This is a genomic window from Cupriavidus sp. 01L415, from assembly GCF_056400065.1.
The window spans coordinates 776988-792172 of the sequence record NZ_JBFTSP010000001.1; the positions used below are offsets into that span (position 1 = coordinate 776988).

At 61.0% G+C, this 15185-nt stretch carries 13 protein-coding genes and 1 tRNA gene; 10 read left to right on the plus strand and 4 right to left on the minus strand.

The annotated features are described in order from the left end of the window. Nucleotides 1-39: 39 nt before the first annotated feature. Nucleotides 40-1428 carry an aminotransferase-like domain-containing protein gene (locus AC1DOX_RS03570; protein ID WP_441615128.1) on the minus strand — a complete coding sequence of 463 codons (1389 nt, stop codon included), beginning with the start codon at nt 1426-1428 and terminating at the stop codon, nt 40-42. Between the two features lie 213 nt (nt 1429-1641). Between AC1DOX_RS03570 and cyoA the strand changes: the two genes are divergently transcribed. From cyoA to AC1DOX_RS03620, 10 genes are all read left to right on the plus strand, one after another. Continuing rightward, complete coding sequence (cyoA, locus tag AC1DOX_RS03575; RefSeq protein WP_441615130.1) at nt 1642-2634, plus strand: ubiquinol oxidase subunit II; 993 nt, start codon at nt 1642-1644, stop codon at nt 2632-2634. Between the two features lies 1 nt (nt 2635). Beyond that, complete coding sequence (cyoB, locus tag AC1DOX_RS03580; protein WP_441615132.1) at nt 2636-4612, plus strand: cytochrome o ubiquinol oxidase subunit I; 1977 nt, start codon at nt 2636-2638, stop codon at nt 4610-4612. Between the two features lie 4 nt (nt 4613-4616). Then, nucleotides 4617-5261, plus strand: coding sequence for a cytochrome o ubiquinol oxidase subunit III (gene cyoC / locus AC1DOX_RS03585; protein WP_441615134.1), 645 nt, complete (start codon nt 4617-4619; stop codon nt 5259-5261). Next, the gene (cyoD, locus tag AC1DOX_RS03590; RefSeq protein ID WP_441615136.1) at nt 5258-5635 is read left to right on the plus strand and encodes a cytochrome o ubiquinol oxidase subunit IV; all 378 of its coding nucleotides are present in this window, start codon (nt 5258-5260) and stop codon (nt 5633-5635) included. Before cyoC ends, cyoD begins: the two co-directional genes overlap by 4 nt. 28 nt (nt 5636-5663) lie before the next feature. Then, entirely contained in the window at nt 5664-7403 is a 1740-nt protein-coding gene (locus tag AC1DOX_RS03595) for a nitrite/sulfite reductase (protein WP_441615138.1), read from the plus strand. Continuing rightward, nucleotides 7396-7935 carry a DUF934 domain-containing protein gene (locus tag AC1DOX_RS03600; protein WP_441615140.1) on the plus strand — a complete coding sequence of 180 codons (540 nt, stop codon included), beginning with the start codon at nt 7396-7398 and terminating at the stop codon, nt 7933-7935. The genes AC1DOX_RS03595 and AC1DOX_RS03600 overlap by 8 nt, the downstream gene beginning before the upstream one ends. A gap of 512 nt (nt 7936-8447) precedes the next feature. Then, nucleotides 8448-9482 carry a class I fructose-bisphosphate aldolase gene (locus AC1DOX_RS03605; protein WP_441615142.1) on the plus strand — a complete coding sequence of 345 codons (1035 nt, stop codon included), beginning with the start codon at nt 8448-8450 and terminating at the stop codon, nt 9480-9482. Nucleotides 9483-9890: 408 nt separating this feature from the next. Next, the gene (locus tag AC1DOX_RS03610; protein WP_441615144.1) at nt 9891-11504 is read left to right on the plus strand and encodes an MBOAT family O-acyltransferase; all 1614 of its coding nucleotides are present in this window, start codon (nt 9891-9893) and stop codon (nt 11502-11504) included. A 7-nt stretch (nt 11505-11511) separates the two neighbouring features. Further along, nucleotides 11512-12969: a hypothetical protein gene (locus tag AC1DOX_RS03615; RefSeq protein ID WP_441615146.1), complete on the plus strand. Its 1458-nt coding sequence runs from the start codon at nt 11512-11514 to the stop codon at nt 12967-12969. A 249-nt stretch (nt 12970-13218) separates the two neighbouring features. Further along, nucleotides 13219-13860, plus strand: coding sequence for a YajG family lipoprotein (locus tag AC1DOX_RS03620; RefSeq protein ID WP_441615148.1), 642 nt, complete (start codon nt 13219-13221; stop codon nt 13858-13860). Between the two features lie 91 nt (nt 13861-13951). On the opposite strand, the gene AC1DOX_RS03625 is transcribed toward AC1DOX_RS03620, so the two are convergent. From AC1DOX_RS03625 to AC1DOX_RS03635, 3 genes are all read right to left on the minus strand, one after another. Beyond that, a tRNA-Pro gene (locus AC1DOX_RS03625) sits at nt 13952-14028 on the minus strand. Nucleotides 14029-14083: 55 nt separating this feature from the next. After that, nucleotides 14084-14518 (minus strand): MerR family transcriptional regulator, encoded by a 435-nt coding sequence (locus tag AC1DOX_RS03630; protein WP_441615150.1) that lies wholly within the window; start codon nt 14516-14518, stop codon nt 14084-14086. Between the two features lie 174 nt (nt 14519-14692). Then, nucleotides 14693-15109 carry an integration host factor subunit alpha gene (locus AC1DOX_RS03635; RefSeq protein WP_092138188.1) on the minus strand — a complete coding sequence of 139 codons (417 nt, stop codon included), beginning with the start codon at nt 15107-15109 and terminating at the stop codon, nt 14693-14695. Nucleotides 15110-15185 lie beyond the last annotated feature (76 nt).

Below are 15185 nucleotides of genomic sequence, written 5' to 3' on the forward strand. Positions count from 1 at the left end.
GAGCGAGTAACTGTAACCATTGGTCAGAAGCATCAAGCCTCAGACAACCAGTTCTGAATCCGGGGTCGGCCTGCGCTCCAGCAACGCCGCCAGCTTGCGCAGTGCCAGCGACAACTGCGCGCGGTCATCGACGCCGCCGAGCGAGATGCGGATGGCGTTCGGCGGATTGGGCCCGTCATGGAACGCATCGGAAGGCGTGACCCGCAGATCCTCCGCCAGCGCTGCCCGGGTGAGCTGATGCGTGGACCAGTGGGCAGGCAGGCGGTGCCATACGTGGATAGCGCTCGGCGGCAGTTGCCCGATCCCGCTCAGCCATCGGTTGGCAAGCTCGCATCGCGCCAATGCCTCGGTGCGGATGCCATCGAGCAGCGCCATCGCCGAACCGTCCTGAATCCATTGCGTGGCCAGCGCCGCCGTCATGGGCGCGGCCATCAGCGCAAAGGCGCGCAGCGCCGCAAGCAGGTCGTCGCCGCGCGTGCCCTCGGGCAACACGACATAGGCAGTGCGAAGGCCGGGGCTGAGGGTCTTTGACAGCGTCGATACGTAGTAGGTGCGCGCCGGGGCGAAACAAGCCAGCGGTGGCGGCGCCGATGGGGTCAGCAGCCAGTACGGATCATCCTCCAGCAAAGTGATATGGCGCTGCCCGGCAACCCGCGCGAGTTCCTCCCGGCGCGACGCCGGCATGGTATGCGTGGTGGGGTTCTGGGCGGTCGGGTTCAGGTAGGCCAGCGTCGCGCCGTCGGCGCTGGCAGCCTCCAGCGCCTCAGGCAGCATCCCGTCCGCGTCGCACGCCGCGACAACGACGCGCCGCCCGAGCCGGGCCGCCGCCGCGCGAATGCCGGGATAGGCCAGCGGCTCGGTGACGATGGCATCGCCGGGCCGGGTCCGGATCAGAATCACGGCGGCCAGTGCCGCCTGCGCGCCCGGACAGGCCACAAGGCGCGAGGTGTCGACGTGCCCTAATACCTGCTCCAGCCAGAGCGCGCCGGCAGCCCGGTCGGAAGCGCTGCCGCCACCCAGTTGGTAGGTCATCAGCAGGTGCGGGTCGCTGCGCAGCAAGACCTGCGACAACCCGCGCCGCAGCAGGTCCTGGAAGTCCAGGCCCGTGGGCGGCGGCGGAACGTTCATGCTCATGTCGACCACCCTGGCCAGCTCGGCCCGGGGCGCGGCGATAAAGGTGCCGAGCGCGCCCCGGGCCTCGATCAGCTGACGCCGCTTGGCCTCGGTATAGGCGCGCGTCACGGTCGTGAGATCCACGCCAAGCGCAGTCGCGAGACTGCGCTGCGGCGGCACGCGATCTCCCGCAACGAGACGCCCCTCGCCGATGGCCCGCTCGATGAAATCCACAATCTGCAGATAGCGGGCACCGCCACGAGTGATCCGCAAATCCCATTTCGCATTGGCCTCGCCGCCTTGCATGGCTTTCATGGGAAAAAAGTCCTCGATGTATGGGTTTTGTCTTCTATTAGCATGCCAGACATCATCACGGGAATCCATACAACGATTCACGCCGGAATGCCGGCTGACGCACTTTGGCAAACCCGCCAATGCGGCAGGTGGAAGCTGGCAAATGGCAGGTGGCAGGCGCCGGGCGGCAAGGATCGACGGATACCTCAGTGATGCGTAACCAAGGTGTCCGAAATGCTCAAACCAACCGCCGGGCCGGCAGACAAGAATCCACATGGCCCGCTCCCCCGCTTGTCCCCCGGAAAATCACCGCGCCTCGTCTCGCTGCTCGTGGCCACTCTCGGCAGCGTGCTGCTGAGCGGCTGCAACCTGGAGCTGCTCTCGCCGAAAGGCAGCGTGGGTGAACAGGAGAAATGGCTGATCCTGGTCGCCCTGTTCATCATGCTGATGGTCGTCATCCCGGTGATCGTCCTGACGCTGTGGTTCGCATGGCGCTACCGCGAGACCAATACGCGCGCCACCTACGCCCCCAAGTGGTCACACTCCACCAAGATCGAAGTCGTGGTCTGGGGCATCCCCTGCGTGATCGTGGCCTGCCTGGCGCTGCTGATCTGGGAGTCGACGCACAAGCTCGATCCCTATCGGCCGCTCGCGTCGCAGGTCAAGCCGATCGAGGTCGACGTGGTCGCGCTGAACTGGAAATGGTTGTTCATCTATCCGGAGTACGGCGTTGCATCGCTGAACCAGCTCGCCATTCCAGTCGGCACGCCGATCAACTTCAGGCTGACCTCGGAATCGATGATGAACTCGTTCTTCATTCCGCAACTGGGCAGCATGGTCTACACCATGGCCGGGATGCAGACACGCCTGCACCTGATCGCCGACACGCCGGGCGTCTATCTCGGGCAGTCGGCCGCCTACAGTGGCCCGGGCTTCTCGGACATGCATTTCAAGACGCTGGCCACCTCGCGCGAGGAATTCGATGCCTGGATCCGCACCGCTCGTGCTTCGTCCCAGGCGCTCGACCTGAAAACCTACCGCGCGCTGGAACAGCCCAGCAGCAAGGACCCGGTCACGCTCTACGGCTCGGTCGCGCCGAAGCTGTTCGACCAGGTCGCCGACAAATACATGATGGCCAACGACCAGATCTGCCGCGCAGACGCCCTCGAATCTCTGCAGGCCTTCCAGCGCGTCCCGTCCGCGCCCCTGGGCCGCATGGAGCAATAACATGCTTGGAAAACTCAACCTGGACGCCATCCCCTTCCATGAGCCGATCATCATGGGGACCCTGGCCGCCGTGATCGTGCTGGGCATGGCGATGCTGGGCGCCATTACCTACTTCGGCAAATGGAAGCCGCTGTGGAACGACTGGATCTGCTCCGTCGACCACAAGAAGGTCGGCGTGATGTACATCATCCTGGCGCTGGTGATGCTGCTGCGCGGCTTTGCCGACGCCATCATGATGCGCGCCCAGCAGGCGCTCGCCTACGGCGATGCCGCGGGCTACCTGCCGCCGCATCACTACGACCAGATCTTCACSGCTCACGGCGTGATCATGATCTTCTTCGTGGCGACCCCGCTGGTGCTCGGGCTGATGAACGTGATCGTGCCACTGCAGATCGGCGCGCGCGACGTCGCCTTTCCGTTCGTCAATTCGCTGAGCTTCTGGATGTCGGCGATGGGCGCGGTGCTGCTCATGATGTCGATGTTCGTGGGCGACTTCGCGGCCACCGGCTGGGTCGCGTACCCGCCGCTGTCCGAGCTGGGCTACAGCCCGACACCGGGCGTCGACTACTACATCTGGTCACTGCAGATATCCGGGCTCGGCACCACGCTGACGGGCATCAACTTCATCGTGACGATCCTGCGCATGCGCGCACCGGGCCTGAACCTGATGAAGATGCCAGTCTTCACCTGGACCGCACTGATCACCAACATCCTGATCGTCGCGATCTTCCCGGTCTTGACGGCCACGCTCGCCCTGCTCACCGCCGACCGCTACCTCGGCATGCACTTCTTCACCAATGAGCTTGGCGGCAACGCGATGATGTACGTGAACCTGATCTGGATCTGGGGGCATCCGGAGGTCTACGTGCTGATCCTGCCGGCGTTCGGCGCCTTCTCCGAGATCATCGCCACCTTCTCGCGCAAGCCGCTGTTCGGCTACAAGTCGATGGTGTACGCCACCTCCTCGATCGGCGTGTTGTCGTTCTTCGTCTGGCTGCACCACTTCTTCACCATGGGCTCGGGGGCGAACGTCAATGCCTTCTTCGGCATCATGACCTCGATCATCTCGGTTCCCACCGGCGTGAAGCTGTTCAACTGGCTGTTCACGATGTACCGGGGCCGGATCCGCTTCCATACCTCGACCATGTGGACCATCGGCTTCATGGTGACGTTCGCGGTGGGCGGCATGACCGGCGTGCTGCTGGCAATTCCGGGGGCCGACTTCGTCCTGCACAACAGCCTGTTCCTCGTCGCGCATTTCCATAACGTGATCATCGGCGGCGTGCTCTTCGGCTGCCTGGCCGGCATCAGCTTCTGGTTCCCCAAGGTATTCGGCTTCAAGCTCAACGAGTTCTGGGGCAAGGTGTCATTCTGGTGCTGGCTGGTTGGCTTCTTCCTCGCCTTCATGCCGCTCTACGTGCTCGGCTTCAAGGGCATGACACGCCGGATGAACCATTACGCCAATGTCGACTGGCACCCCTACCTCGTGGTGGCGCTGGTCGGTGCCTTCGTCATCGGGGCCGGCATCCTGGCCATGGTGGTGCAGTTTGCCGTCAGCATCCGCGACCGCAAGGCGAACCAGGACCTGACTGGCGATCCGTGGGACGCCCGCAGCCTGGAGTGGTCGACGGCCTCGCCCGCACCGTTCTACAACTTTGCCCATGTGCCGCACATCACGTCGCTCGAGCAGCACTGGGACGACAAGGAAGCCGGGCGAGCATGGCGACAGCCGGCTCACTACGAAGACATCCACATGCCACGCAATACCTCGGCAGGCTTCCTCATTTCCGTGTTCGGGCTGGTGCTGTGCTTCGCGCTGGTCTGGCACATGTGGCTGGTCGCCGTCGCCGGGCTGATCGGCGCCATCGCGACCTTCGTCGTGCGCAGCTATGACCGCGACGTGGATTACTACGTGCCCGCCGCCGAAGTCGAACGGATCGAACGCGCGCGCTACGCACAACTGCAGGAAGCTGCCTGAAACCATGAACCCGACGCTTTCCCCTGCCCTGCATCGTACCGGGGCCGACTCCACGCACGACACGACCCACGACGCCGCGCAGCACCATCACGACGCCGGATCCCACACCCCGCTGGGATTCTGGCTCTACCTGATGAGCGACTGCCTGATCTTCGCGGTGCTGTTCGCCACCTTCGGCGTACTGTCCGGCAACACGGCGGGTGCCCCCGGCGGGCGACAACTATTCGAGCTGCGGTTCGTGTTCGCCGAGACCATGGTGCTGCTGCTCAGCAGCTACACCTTCGGCCTGGCCATGCTCCGGCAGGACGCCGATGCCGCGCCGCGGATGATCCGCTGGCTGCTGGTCACGTTCGGGCTCGGCGCGCTGTTCATTGGCATGGAAGTCTACGAGTTCGCCCACTTGCTGCATGAAGGTGCGGGCCCTGGCGTCAGCGCCTACCTGTCGGCCTTCTTCACGCTGGTCGGCACGCACGGGCTCCACGTCACGGCAGGCCTGCTGTGGCTCGCCGTGATGATCCACCAGATCCGGCATTTCGGGCTGGACGACATCGTGCGCCGGCGCCTCGCCTGCCTGAGCCTGTTCTGGCATTTCCTGGACCTGGTCTGGATCTGCGTCTTCACCTTTGTCTACCTGCGGGAGTTCGCATGAAGCCATCCCATCTTCACGCCGTGCACGCCAACGAGTCGGCCGCGCATGGCAGCGTACGCAGCTACACCATCGGCCTGCTGCTGTCGGTGGCGCTCACCGTCGCGTCCTTCGCGACCGTGATGGCGGGAACGCTGTCGACGCATGTCGCGATCGCGCTGGTCGTTGGCCTCTGCGTCGCGCAACTGCTGGTGCAGCTCGTGTACTTCCTGCATCTTGGCACCGGCCCCGGCCAGCGTGGCAACACCGCCATCTTTGCCTGCACCGGCCTGCTGATCGTCATCGTCGTGGCCGGATCCCTGTGGGTGATGCACAACGCCGACCTCAACATGATGCCGACCGACATGTCCATCGAACGGGCACGGGCAAAAGACTAGCGCCGCGTGCGCAAGGAGTGCTACCACCATGTACGTCTATGACGCCATCGACCAGGTCCTCATCGACGAACGCGTCGTGCAGTTCGCGGACCAGACGCGCCGCTTTCTGGACGGCGCGCTCTCTGAAGATGAGTTTCGCGTACTGCGCCTGCAGAACGGCCTGTACATCCAGCGCCATGCGCCCATGCTGCGGGTGGCGATTCCTTACGGCATGCTGGCGTCCCGGCAGTTGCGCAAGCTCGCGCAGATCGCGCGCCGCTGGGATCGTGGTTACGGGCATTTCAGCACGCGCCAGAACCTGCAGTTCAACTGGCCAAGGCTGGAGGATGCTCCCGCCATCCTCGCGGAGCTGGCCACGGTGCAGATGCACGCCATCCAGACCAGCGGCAACTGCATCCGCAATACCACCACGGACCACTTTGCCGGCATCGCGCCCGATGAACTGGTGAATCCGCTGGTGTGGTGCGAGATCGTCAGGCAATGGTCGATGCTGCATCCCGAGTTCGCGTTCCTGCCGCGCAAGTTCAAGATCGCCATCAGCGGCGCGGTGACGGACCGGGCCGCGGTCGGCGTCCATGACATCGGGCTGCAGGCCGTGGAACAGGACGGGCAGACCGGCTTCAAGGTCTGGGTCGGTGGCGGCATGGGCCGCACGCCGATGGTCGGCAAGCTGATCCATCCCTTCGTGCCGTGGCAGGACCTGCTCACGTACCTGCAGGCGACGCTGCGTGTCTACAACCTGCACGGCCGTCGCGACAACAAGTACAAGGCGCGCATCAAGATCCTGGTGAAAGACCTGACCCCGGAGGTATTTCGCGCCCAGGTGGACGAGCAGTGGCAACGGATCCGTGGCGGGCCTGACACCGTCAGCGAAGCCTTCGTCGCCTCCATCGCGGCGCGCTTCACGATCCCGCCCTATGACCCCGCTGCCGCGGAAGCGCCGGATGACTCCGCCGAACTGGCCAGGACCAACCCCGCCTTCCGTCGCTGGCTGAAAAGCAACGTGCATCCACACCGAATGCCCGGCTACGCGGCCGTCACGGCGTCGCTCAAGGCCACCGGCCAGGCGCCGGGCGACATGACGGCCGAACAGATGGAGACGATGGCCGACCTCGCCGAGCGTCACGGCTTTGGCGAACTGCGCGTATCGCACGAGCAGAACCTGATCCTTGCCGACGTCCGCCGCAGCGGCCTGCACGCCTTGTGGCAGGAACTGGACGCTGCCGGGCTGGCCACGCCCAACGTGGGCATGATCACCAACATCATCGCCTGCCCCGGCGGCGACTTCTGCTCGCTGGCCAATGCCGTCTCGATTCCCCTCGCACAGGCCATCCAGGAGCGCTTCGACGACCTCGACCATGTGCACGACATCGGCGAACTGGACCTGAACATCTCGGGCTGCATCAACTCGTGCGGGCATCACCATGTCGGCCACATTGGCATCCTCGGCGTCGACAAGGCCGGGCAGGCCTGGTACCAGATCACCATCGGAGGCCGGCAGAACGGCGCCGACGGCCAGGGCCGCCCAGATGGCGGAGCGGCAGGCGGAGCGGCCATCGGTCGCATCATCGGGCCCTCCTTCGCCCAGGAGCAGGTGCCGGATGTGGTCGAGCGCCTGATCGAAACCTATCTCTCGCATCGCGACAGCGAAGCCGAGCGCTTCGTCGACGTGGTCGGCCGCATTGGCATCGAGCCATTCCAACGCGCCGTGTACCCGGACGCCAATACCGGCGCGCGGCGCTCGCGCCAGGAGACGGAAAATGCCTGAGCACGACCATCCCGCGAGCCAAGTCCGGCCCAACGTGATCCGTGACGGGCGCCTGATCGCGGATAGCTGGCTTTGGCCAACCGGGGACGCACGCGACGCGGACGCTGCGTGTCCGCCCGATGCGCCCGGCTACGTGGTAACGCCGGAGAACTGGGTTGCCTGCCGCGACCAGTACCGGGTTCGGCGGCATCCGGTTGCAATCTGCCTGTCGCCGGATGCCGAGCCGCAGTGCTTGCTCGCGCCCGGTGCCACGGTCATCGATCCGGCCGGCATCGCGATGATTGCCATCGACTTCCCGGTGTACACCGATGGCCGCGGCTATTCCATCGCGCAACTTCTCCGACACCAGTTGGGCTGGACCGGTGAACTGCGCGCCGTGGGCGATGTGATGATCGACACCGTGCACTACCTGGCGCGTTGCGGCTTCAATAGCTTTGCGATCAAGCCTGGGCACGACCCGGAAGCGGCGCTGCTTGCCCTGGCGACGTTCTCGTCGTCATACCAGCGTAGCTATGGCCCCGCGAGCCGATAGCGCCGTCCGGCGGCGTTGTCACCATGACCACCCGTGAAGACAGCCAGCCTTCAGGCTGCTTATGAGCGATGTACTGCCAAGCCATCCCGTCCCACTCCCCGCCTGACGACCTGTGGTCTGCCATTGCAGACCTGTCCAGCGCGCAACTGCATACGATTGTCGATATCGCGCTCGTCTCACCGAACGCGCCGACAGATCTTGCTTCATTCAGCGATCGGATTCTGCGCGTCTTTGGAAACGTCGCGGGGTTCGATTCCACGCCGCCATCGAAATCCCTCCTGCAAGCCCTCTGGGACAAGTATCGGCTTGGCCGTCCGCTATAACCCCGAGGAGGTCGCAGCGTCCGCGATCTGCCCCGGGGGCGTTGCGCCACGCTCGAGCAAGGCAAGTGCAAGCTACACGAAGCGTTCGGTCGACCACCATGAGCACGGGTCATGTGCCCGCGGCTTACTTGCGCGATTGCATTTGCGCGCCAATGCTTGTTCCTGTGTCACCTTGCCGGAGGAACAATCATGGACACAGGAAGCGAACTGCAAGCCACCGTGGATGCCCTAGTACAAGCGGGCAAGGGCCTGTTGGCCGCAGATGAGAGCGGGCCGACGATCGCCAAGCGGTTCGAGCGCATCGGTGTGGAATCGAGCGAGGAAAACCGCCGGGTGTGGCGCAACCTGCTCCTGTCCACACCGGGTCTTGGTGAATTCATCAGCGGCGTGATCCTCTACGAGGAAACGCTGGGCCAGCGCGCCGACGATGGCACGCCGTTGCCAGAACTGGCTGCACGCCTTGGCATCGTGCCCGGCATCAAGGTGGACAAGGGCAAGCTCGCGCTCGCCCACGCGCCGGGAGATGAGGTTACGGAGGGTCTTGACGGGCTGGCCAGGCGGCTTGCCGGCTATCGCCAGCAGGGTGCGCGCTTTGCCAAGTGGCGCGCGGTGTACAACGTGTCGGACACGCTGCCTGGACGGCTTGCGATCCAGGCCAATGCGGAGGCGCTGGCTCGCTATGCCGCCATCTGCCAGGAGACGGGCGTAGTACCCATTGTCGAGCCCGAGGTACTAATGGATGGCGCGCACTCCATGGCACGTTGCGCCGAGGTTACCGAGGCCGTGTTGCACGAAGTCTTTCACGCTTTGCACCGGCACGCAGTGGTGCTCGAACACATGCTGCTGAAACCCAGCATGGTGCTTCCCGGCAAGGAAGCCGGGCACGCCCCGCCAGCCGAGGTTGCCATGCAGACCGTGCAGGTACTCAAGCGCACGGTGCCGGCGGCTGTGCCGGGCATATTCTTCCTGTCCGGCGGCCAATCGCCGACTGAGGCCACCGCCAACCTCGATGCCATGAACCGGCTCGCCCCTCTGCCCTGGCGGCTGTCCTTCTCCTACGGCCGCGCCTTGCAGGAACCTCCCCTGCACGCCTGGCACGGCGAGGCCGCCAACACGGCGCAAGCGCAACGGGCGCTGCTGCAGCGCTCACGGCTGAATGGCATGGCCTGCCTGGGGCAATATGAAGCGGCGATGGAGAAGGCGGGGGGCGGAATTGGGCCCTGACGGATGCTAGTGACAGCGGATCGAGGGTTGTATCAAGCAGCGTGGGAGGTCTGTATTCGGCCCCAATGTGAGAAGAATCGACTTGTTTTGGAGCCCGTTGGCCGAGCAGGTAGCAACGCTGATGAGAGGCCGGGGCCTGACCTCGGCCCAAAGGCCTCTGAGCGCGATTGGGAATAAAGCGCTATCCAGCGAACTGGAGATCCAATTCTGCTGACAGTGTGACTGAGGCTCCGAAACAGCGACAGACATTCGTAAAGTGCTGATAGGGACTGTCGAGCGCCGGTATGGTAGATTGCAGCCCGCACGCACTCAAGGGGCCTCGTCTGCCACCTGATATGCAGCCATGCCATCTCGATAAATGGCAGCCAGACAGCCGAAAACGGCACCCGCGCCACCAAAAAACACAGAATGCTTTTCAATTCCGCGATATTTATATTCGCCTTTCTTCCGATTACCCTGGCTGGATATTACGCACTGTTATATTTTTCACACAGGGAACTCACGCTTGCCTGGCTGACCTTGTGTTCGTTGGCGTTCTATGGGTGGTGGAACCCCGCACACCTCTGGCTAATCACCATATCCATTGCGTTTAATTACGCAACCGGACGACTCATCAGTCGCCCGGGAAGATTCAGGCGAGCGGGATTGATGGTTGGAATTATTACCAACCTGGCGGCGCTCGGGTATTACAAATACTATGATTTCTTCATCGGCACGCTGAATTCCGCCCTTGCCACGGATTTCAATTTTCAGCACATTGTCCTCCCGCTTGCCATCTCATTTTTCACGTTTACGCAAATCGCCTTCCTGGTCGACTCGTATCGTGGCGAGGCAAACGAGTACAATTTCCTGCACTACTGCCTGTTTGTCACCTTCTTTACACACCTGATTGCTGGGCCAATCGTTCACCACAAAGAGCTTTTGCCGCAATTCCTACGAGATGAAAAACTGCGCTTCCACACTGAGCAGTTCGCGATCGGAATAACCATTTTCATTTTTGGGCTGTTTAAGAAAATTATTCTTTCCGACAGCCTTAGCTCGAGCGTTTCTCACGTTTATGGCTCGACCGGGGTGGATGGAGCAGCAAATCCAGACTTCATCCATGCATGGATAAGCACGCTATCCTATACGTTGCAGTTATATTTCGATTTTTCCGGATATTCAGACATGGCAATTGGCCTGTCACTGCTGTTTGGCGTGAAGCTCCCTATCAACTTCAACTCGCCGTATAAATCACGCAGCATTATTGAATTCTGGCATCGCTGGCATATTACCCTGTCCAACTTTCTGCGAGACTACCTGTACATAGCACTTGGGGGCAATCGGAAAGGCCCCGTTCGCCGTTACCTGAACCTCTGGGTGACCATGCTGCTGGGAGGCGCATGGCACGGAGCAAGCGTTAATTTCATAGTCTGGGGCGGGCTTCACGGGGCTTATCTCGTCTGCAACCATGCATGGCGTGCCCTGTGTCATGGCGTAATCGACCTCGAACCACCAAAGCTTATCCGGCCGCTGATTACCGCGTCGGCCGTTGGGCTCACCTTCCTGGCAACCGTGTTTGCCTGGGTTTTCTTTAGAGCAGACACATTGCACTCCGCAACAACCATCGCGTCCGCAATGCTTGGGAAAAACGGCTTCTCTATCGCACCAGTTTCCGCTGATTTTGCGGCAATTAGTGGCGCACTCAAACAAGTCGTCCTTGAAATAGAAAAAATCCAGAATCTAAATTGGCTCCAGAAGGCCATTAGCTTTACTCTGTCCGCCCAAAAAATCGACTTCGGCACCGTCGGGACACTTGCGACTCTTGCGACGCTCTTGCTCGTGGTCTGGTTTCTCCCAAACACCTCCGAGGTCTTCAGGAAACACGAGCCTGCTCTTGGACTAGATAGAAGTAATGTCAAGGTGCGATGGGGATTCGCTCTGACACCACAAGCAGGTCTTGCCATCGGCATCGTCGCCATGTTCACGCTATCGCGCCTGTTCTCGGGCACTCCCTCCGAGTTCATGTACTTCAACTTCTGATTGATTGATGCGCAAAGCCAGTTCTTATCTGACAGCCATGCTATGCGGTTGCCTCATAGCGTTGGTCGCATGGTGTGCTCTGTTCTATAGCCAATTGGGGCTGCCCACGACTCACAGCTATTGGACTAGCGCACTGGTTACTCAAAAGCTCGCCGCAGCCCGGAATGCGAGTGGCAACAAGATTGTAGTCATTGCCGGATCCAGCGGGAATTTCAACGTCGATGCCGAACTCATGTCCAGGAAACTGGGTATATCAACAGTCAATCTTGGTACACACGCAATTCTGCCGTTGGAGTACATGCTCGATCATGCGAGGCCAATACTGCATCGCGGAGATACAGTAATACTTGCACTCGAGTATCTTTATTTCGCGAGTGATGAACGCCTCAGTGAGGCGTATCTCGATTACCTCATCTCCCGGGACCCCGAATATTTTCGCAGCCGAGGCCTCCGGGAAAAGGTCGAAATAATTGGTCACGTCTCGCTGAAACGCCTGCTGACTGCCAAGAAGGAATCCTGGCAACCTCGCGAGAGCCCGTATCCCTTCAACGTTTATACCGATTTCTTTTACTCGCCGTTCGGTGACACGCACGCGAACAACCTGGTTTTCCTCAATGAAACCATGAGGAACGGCCGCGCAGGCGCACTAGTCGAGCATCGAATCCCAACTATTTCCCATAAGCAAAATAATTGGTCCTTATTAGCCGATTTCGTGGCGTGGTGCAAAACTCAAGGCGTCAAAGTCATGGCTGTTCCACCGGCCACAATGAAATTTGATGTTTACCAAGACCCAAAATTTCGTAAGGGAATTGAAGCCGTTCGGAGACTGTACAGCGACAGGGGTGTTCTCTTTATTGGCGACCCATACGACGCGATGTTGGAACGCGATTTGTTCTTCGATACCAACTATCACGCCAATCAACTGGGCAAGCGTAAGTACACAGAACTACTTCTTCACTGGCTTGACGGCGAATTGCCACCTATGCGGACGGATGGCAAGTTTCAAGACACATCGGTTGATAGCCCTGTCGACGAAGTGCTGCGCCACTTTAATGGTTGGATGCCAATTGCTGGCTTGAGAACATTCGAGGGCCCATACCCTGAACGCCAATTGAATGCGGTGGCATGGGGATCTCCACAACTGCGCTTGCAGGTGGACACGGATCGGGACGACCAGAGACTTTTGACACTGGATGCCGCGCCCATTTCAAATGGACAGCCGTTGCACATACTCGTAAATGATCGAGAAATCTATGCTGGTCATCTGGCAAATGCTGATGAGTTCAGGAGAATTGCGGTAGTGCTACCGCTCAAGAGTGGACACAACACGATTACGATTCGAACCAGTTCCGCGTCAACGAGCGAGACAGGTATAAGCGCCTTGTTCAGAGAACTATTGCTATCGCCAAGCCCCGCGAAGGAAACCGACCGTCGAGCCGAACTGCCCCAGAGCCGAGCCTCGTGAGCGGCCGGACATCCAGCCACCTGCTGCGAAGAGCACATCTGTCACAAAATGCCCGTCAGAGGTACGGTGAGCCCGCGAGTCAAGCACAACGAGTTTGTAGCCGCCGAACCCTACACCGAGCTCCAAGATCGTCACGATGTTCTGGTGAGATCGCTTGATGGCCGAGTCATGGTGAAGGAGTTACATTTCGTCTGCGGTATCGTGAAGCAATTGGCCTGGCGGCCAGATTAGTTCACAGGAGACGCACTCATGTTTCTCACGCGACTCGTTGCTTACAGCATCGCCGCGTCTGTACTGGCTGGATGTGCGGTTGGACGCGGAACAGTCGATTTGACGGCGCCACACGCTGCAAACCCTTCAACCGGCAAATACGTACGCATCGAACCGGTCCTGGACAAGCGCACCTTTACTTTCGCGCCGCCAAGTGCGGACATGGCGTCGTTGGATCCTGGCGAAGATACGAGCGATGCATCCAAGGCGCGCGCGATCGGACGTAAGCGGAACTCGTTTGGAAAAGCGCTTGGAGACGTGGTCCTCCCCGAAGGAAAGACGGTGTCTGGATTGGTTGAGAGTGCCTTGGCTGCGGGCTTCCAGCAAGCTGGCTACGTCGTGGTAACAAATGGGGATCCAAACTTCGACGGCGCTGCTCCGGTGAGTGCGCAGATCATTGATTTCTGGGCGTGGTTCCAACCTGGCTTCTGGTCCGTCACCACAAACCACAAGGCCGAGGTCCAGCTAGCTGGCGATGTCGGCGGGCTTCATGGTTCCCGAACTATCAAGACACGCGTCAGCGAATCCAAGCAGGTCGTAACGTCCGGAGACTGGCGGGAGATCGTGGAGAAGGGACTAGCGGGAATATCGGAGCAGACCAAACAGATTCTCGGCAACTGACCACCCCAACAAGTCCGGCGTGAACCGAAGATTCCAGTGAGACCGGAAACGACAAAGCCCGCGTAACCAATTGATTACGCGGGCTTTTATTTGGTCGGGGCGAGAGGATTTGAACCTCCGACCACCTGCACCCCATGCAGGTACGCTACCAGGCTGCGCTACGCCCCGAAGCAAAAGATTATAACAGAGACATTTCGTCGATGGCTAGTGATTCACCGGCAATTTATCCGTGCCGGGCGATCTCCTTCAACTGCGCCAACAGATGTTGAACTTCCACAATTTCATTGCGCAGCGCGTTCAGATCTACCGAGAGAACCGGCGCCTGTGTCATCGCTTCGGCCGGTTCGTCCGCCACGTCCTGGGGCAATGCACCCATGCCGTGGTGGCGTCCTTCGTCGAGTCGATTGCGCGCGCCGTTGATCGTGAAGCCCTGCTCGTACAGCAGCTCGCGAATGCGTCGGATCAGCAGGACTTCGTGGTGCTGGTAGTACCGACGATTGCCACGACGCTTGACCGGCTTCAGTTGTGTGAACTCTTGTTCCCAGTAGCGCAGCACGTGCGGCTTGACGGCGCAAAGCTCGCTGACCTCACCAATGGTGAAGTAGCGTTTTGCGGGAATCGGCGGCAGCGCTACGCGCTCGCTGGATTTTTCCGTCATGCGATGGGAAGGCTGGTGTCAGGCCGTAAGGCATGACTCGGTTGGCGTGGCGTGCACGCGGCATTGCAGGATACAGACTGCAAGGGCCGCGAGCAATCCGCCAAACGGGTCAGCTGGAACAGGTGTGTTGGCGCAGCGACGGCGCGAATTTCTCGCGCCGGATCGCATCGGCAATCAGCCAGGTACGGCCAGCCCTGCGCGCTCTTCGACCAGGCCCTTGAGTTTCTGGCTGGCGTGGAACGTCACCACGCGGCGCGCGGTAATGGGGATGATTTCACCGGTCTTGGGGTTGCGCCCGGGCCGTTGCGGCTTGTCGCGCAACTGGAAATTGCCAAAGCCAGACAGCTTCACGCTGTCGCCCTGCTCCAGGGCTTCGCGAATCACGTCGAAAAATGCTTCGACCATGTCCTTCGATTCGCGCTTGTTCAGGCCAACCTGGTCGAACAGCATTTCTGCGAGTTCGGCCTTGGTCAGCGTCGGCACCTCGGTCGCGCGGGCTTCCGGCGATGCATCGTCGAGGGAGGCAGCGTGCCGGTCGCTCACCTCGCCCAGGTCTGCAGCATTCATGGAATTCGCGTCTCGATCATTCATTCTTGATCGCTCTTGGGAGTCTGTCTGGCGATCCGCCCGGGAGCTGTGCCCGGGCGCTCCAGATGTCAGCGATCTG

What these genes read in the sequence shown, in the direction of transcription:
- AC1DOX_RS03570 (WP_441615128.1), bottom strand. Translation starts at nt 1,428, where the DNA reads ATGAAAGCCATGCAAGGCGGCGAGGCCAATGCGAAATGGGATTTGCGG.
- cyoA (WP_441615130.1), top strand. Translation starts at nt 1,642, where the DNA reads ATGCTCAAACCAACCGCCGGGCCGGCAGACAAGAATCCACATGGCCCG.
- cyoC (WP_441615134.1), top strand. Translation starts at nt 4,617, where the DNA reads ATGAACCCGACGCTTTCCCCTGCCCTGCATCGTACCGGGGCCGACTCC.
- cyoD (WP_441615136.1), top strand. Translation starts at nt 5,258, where the DNA reads ATGAAGCCATCCCATCTTCACGCCGTGCACGCCAACGAGTCGGCCGCG.
- AC1DOX_RS03595 (WP_441615138.1), top strand. Translation starts at nt 5,664, where the DNA reads ATGTACGTCTATGACGCCATCGACCAGGTCCTCATCGACGAACGCGTC.
- AC1DOX_RS03600 (WP_441615140.1), top strand. Translation starts at nt 7,396, where the DNA reads ATGCCTGAGCACGACCATCCCGCGAGCCAAGTCCGGCCCAACGTGATC.
- AC1DOX_RS03605 (WP_441615142.1), top strand. Translation starts at nt 8,448, where the DNA reads ATGGACACAGGAAGCGAACTGCAAGCCACCGTGGATGCCCTAGTACAA.
- AC1DOX_RS03610 (WP_441615144.1), top strand. Translation starts at nt 9,891, where the DNA reads ATGCTTTTCAATTCCGCGATATTTATATTCGCCTTTCTTCCGATTACC.
- AC1DOX_RS03615 (WP_441615146.1), top strand. Translation starts at nt 11,512, where the DNA reads ATGCGCAAAGCCAGTTCTTATCTGACAGCCATGCTATGCGGTTGCCTC.
- AC1DOX_RS03620 (WP_441615148.1), top strand. Translation starts at nt 13,219, where the DNA reads ATGTTTCTCACGCGACTCGTTGCTTACAGCATCGCCGCGTCTGTACTG.
- AC1DOX_RS03630 (WP_441615150.1), bottom strand. Translation starts at nt 14,518, where the DNA reads ATGACGGAAAAATCCAGCGAGCGCGTAGCGCTGCCGCCGATTCCCGCA.
- AC1DOX_RS03635 (WP_092138188.1), bottom strand. Translation starts at nt 15,109, where the DNA reads ATGAATGATCGAGACGCGAATTCCATGAATGCTGCAGACCTGGGCGAG.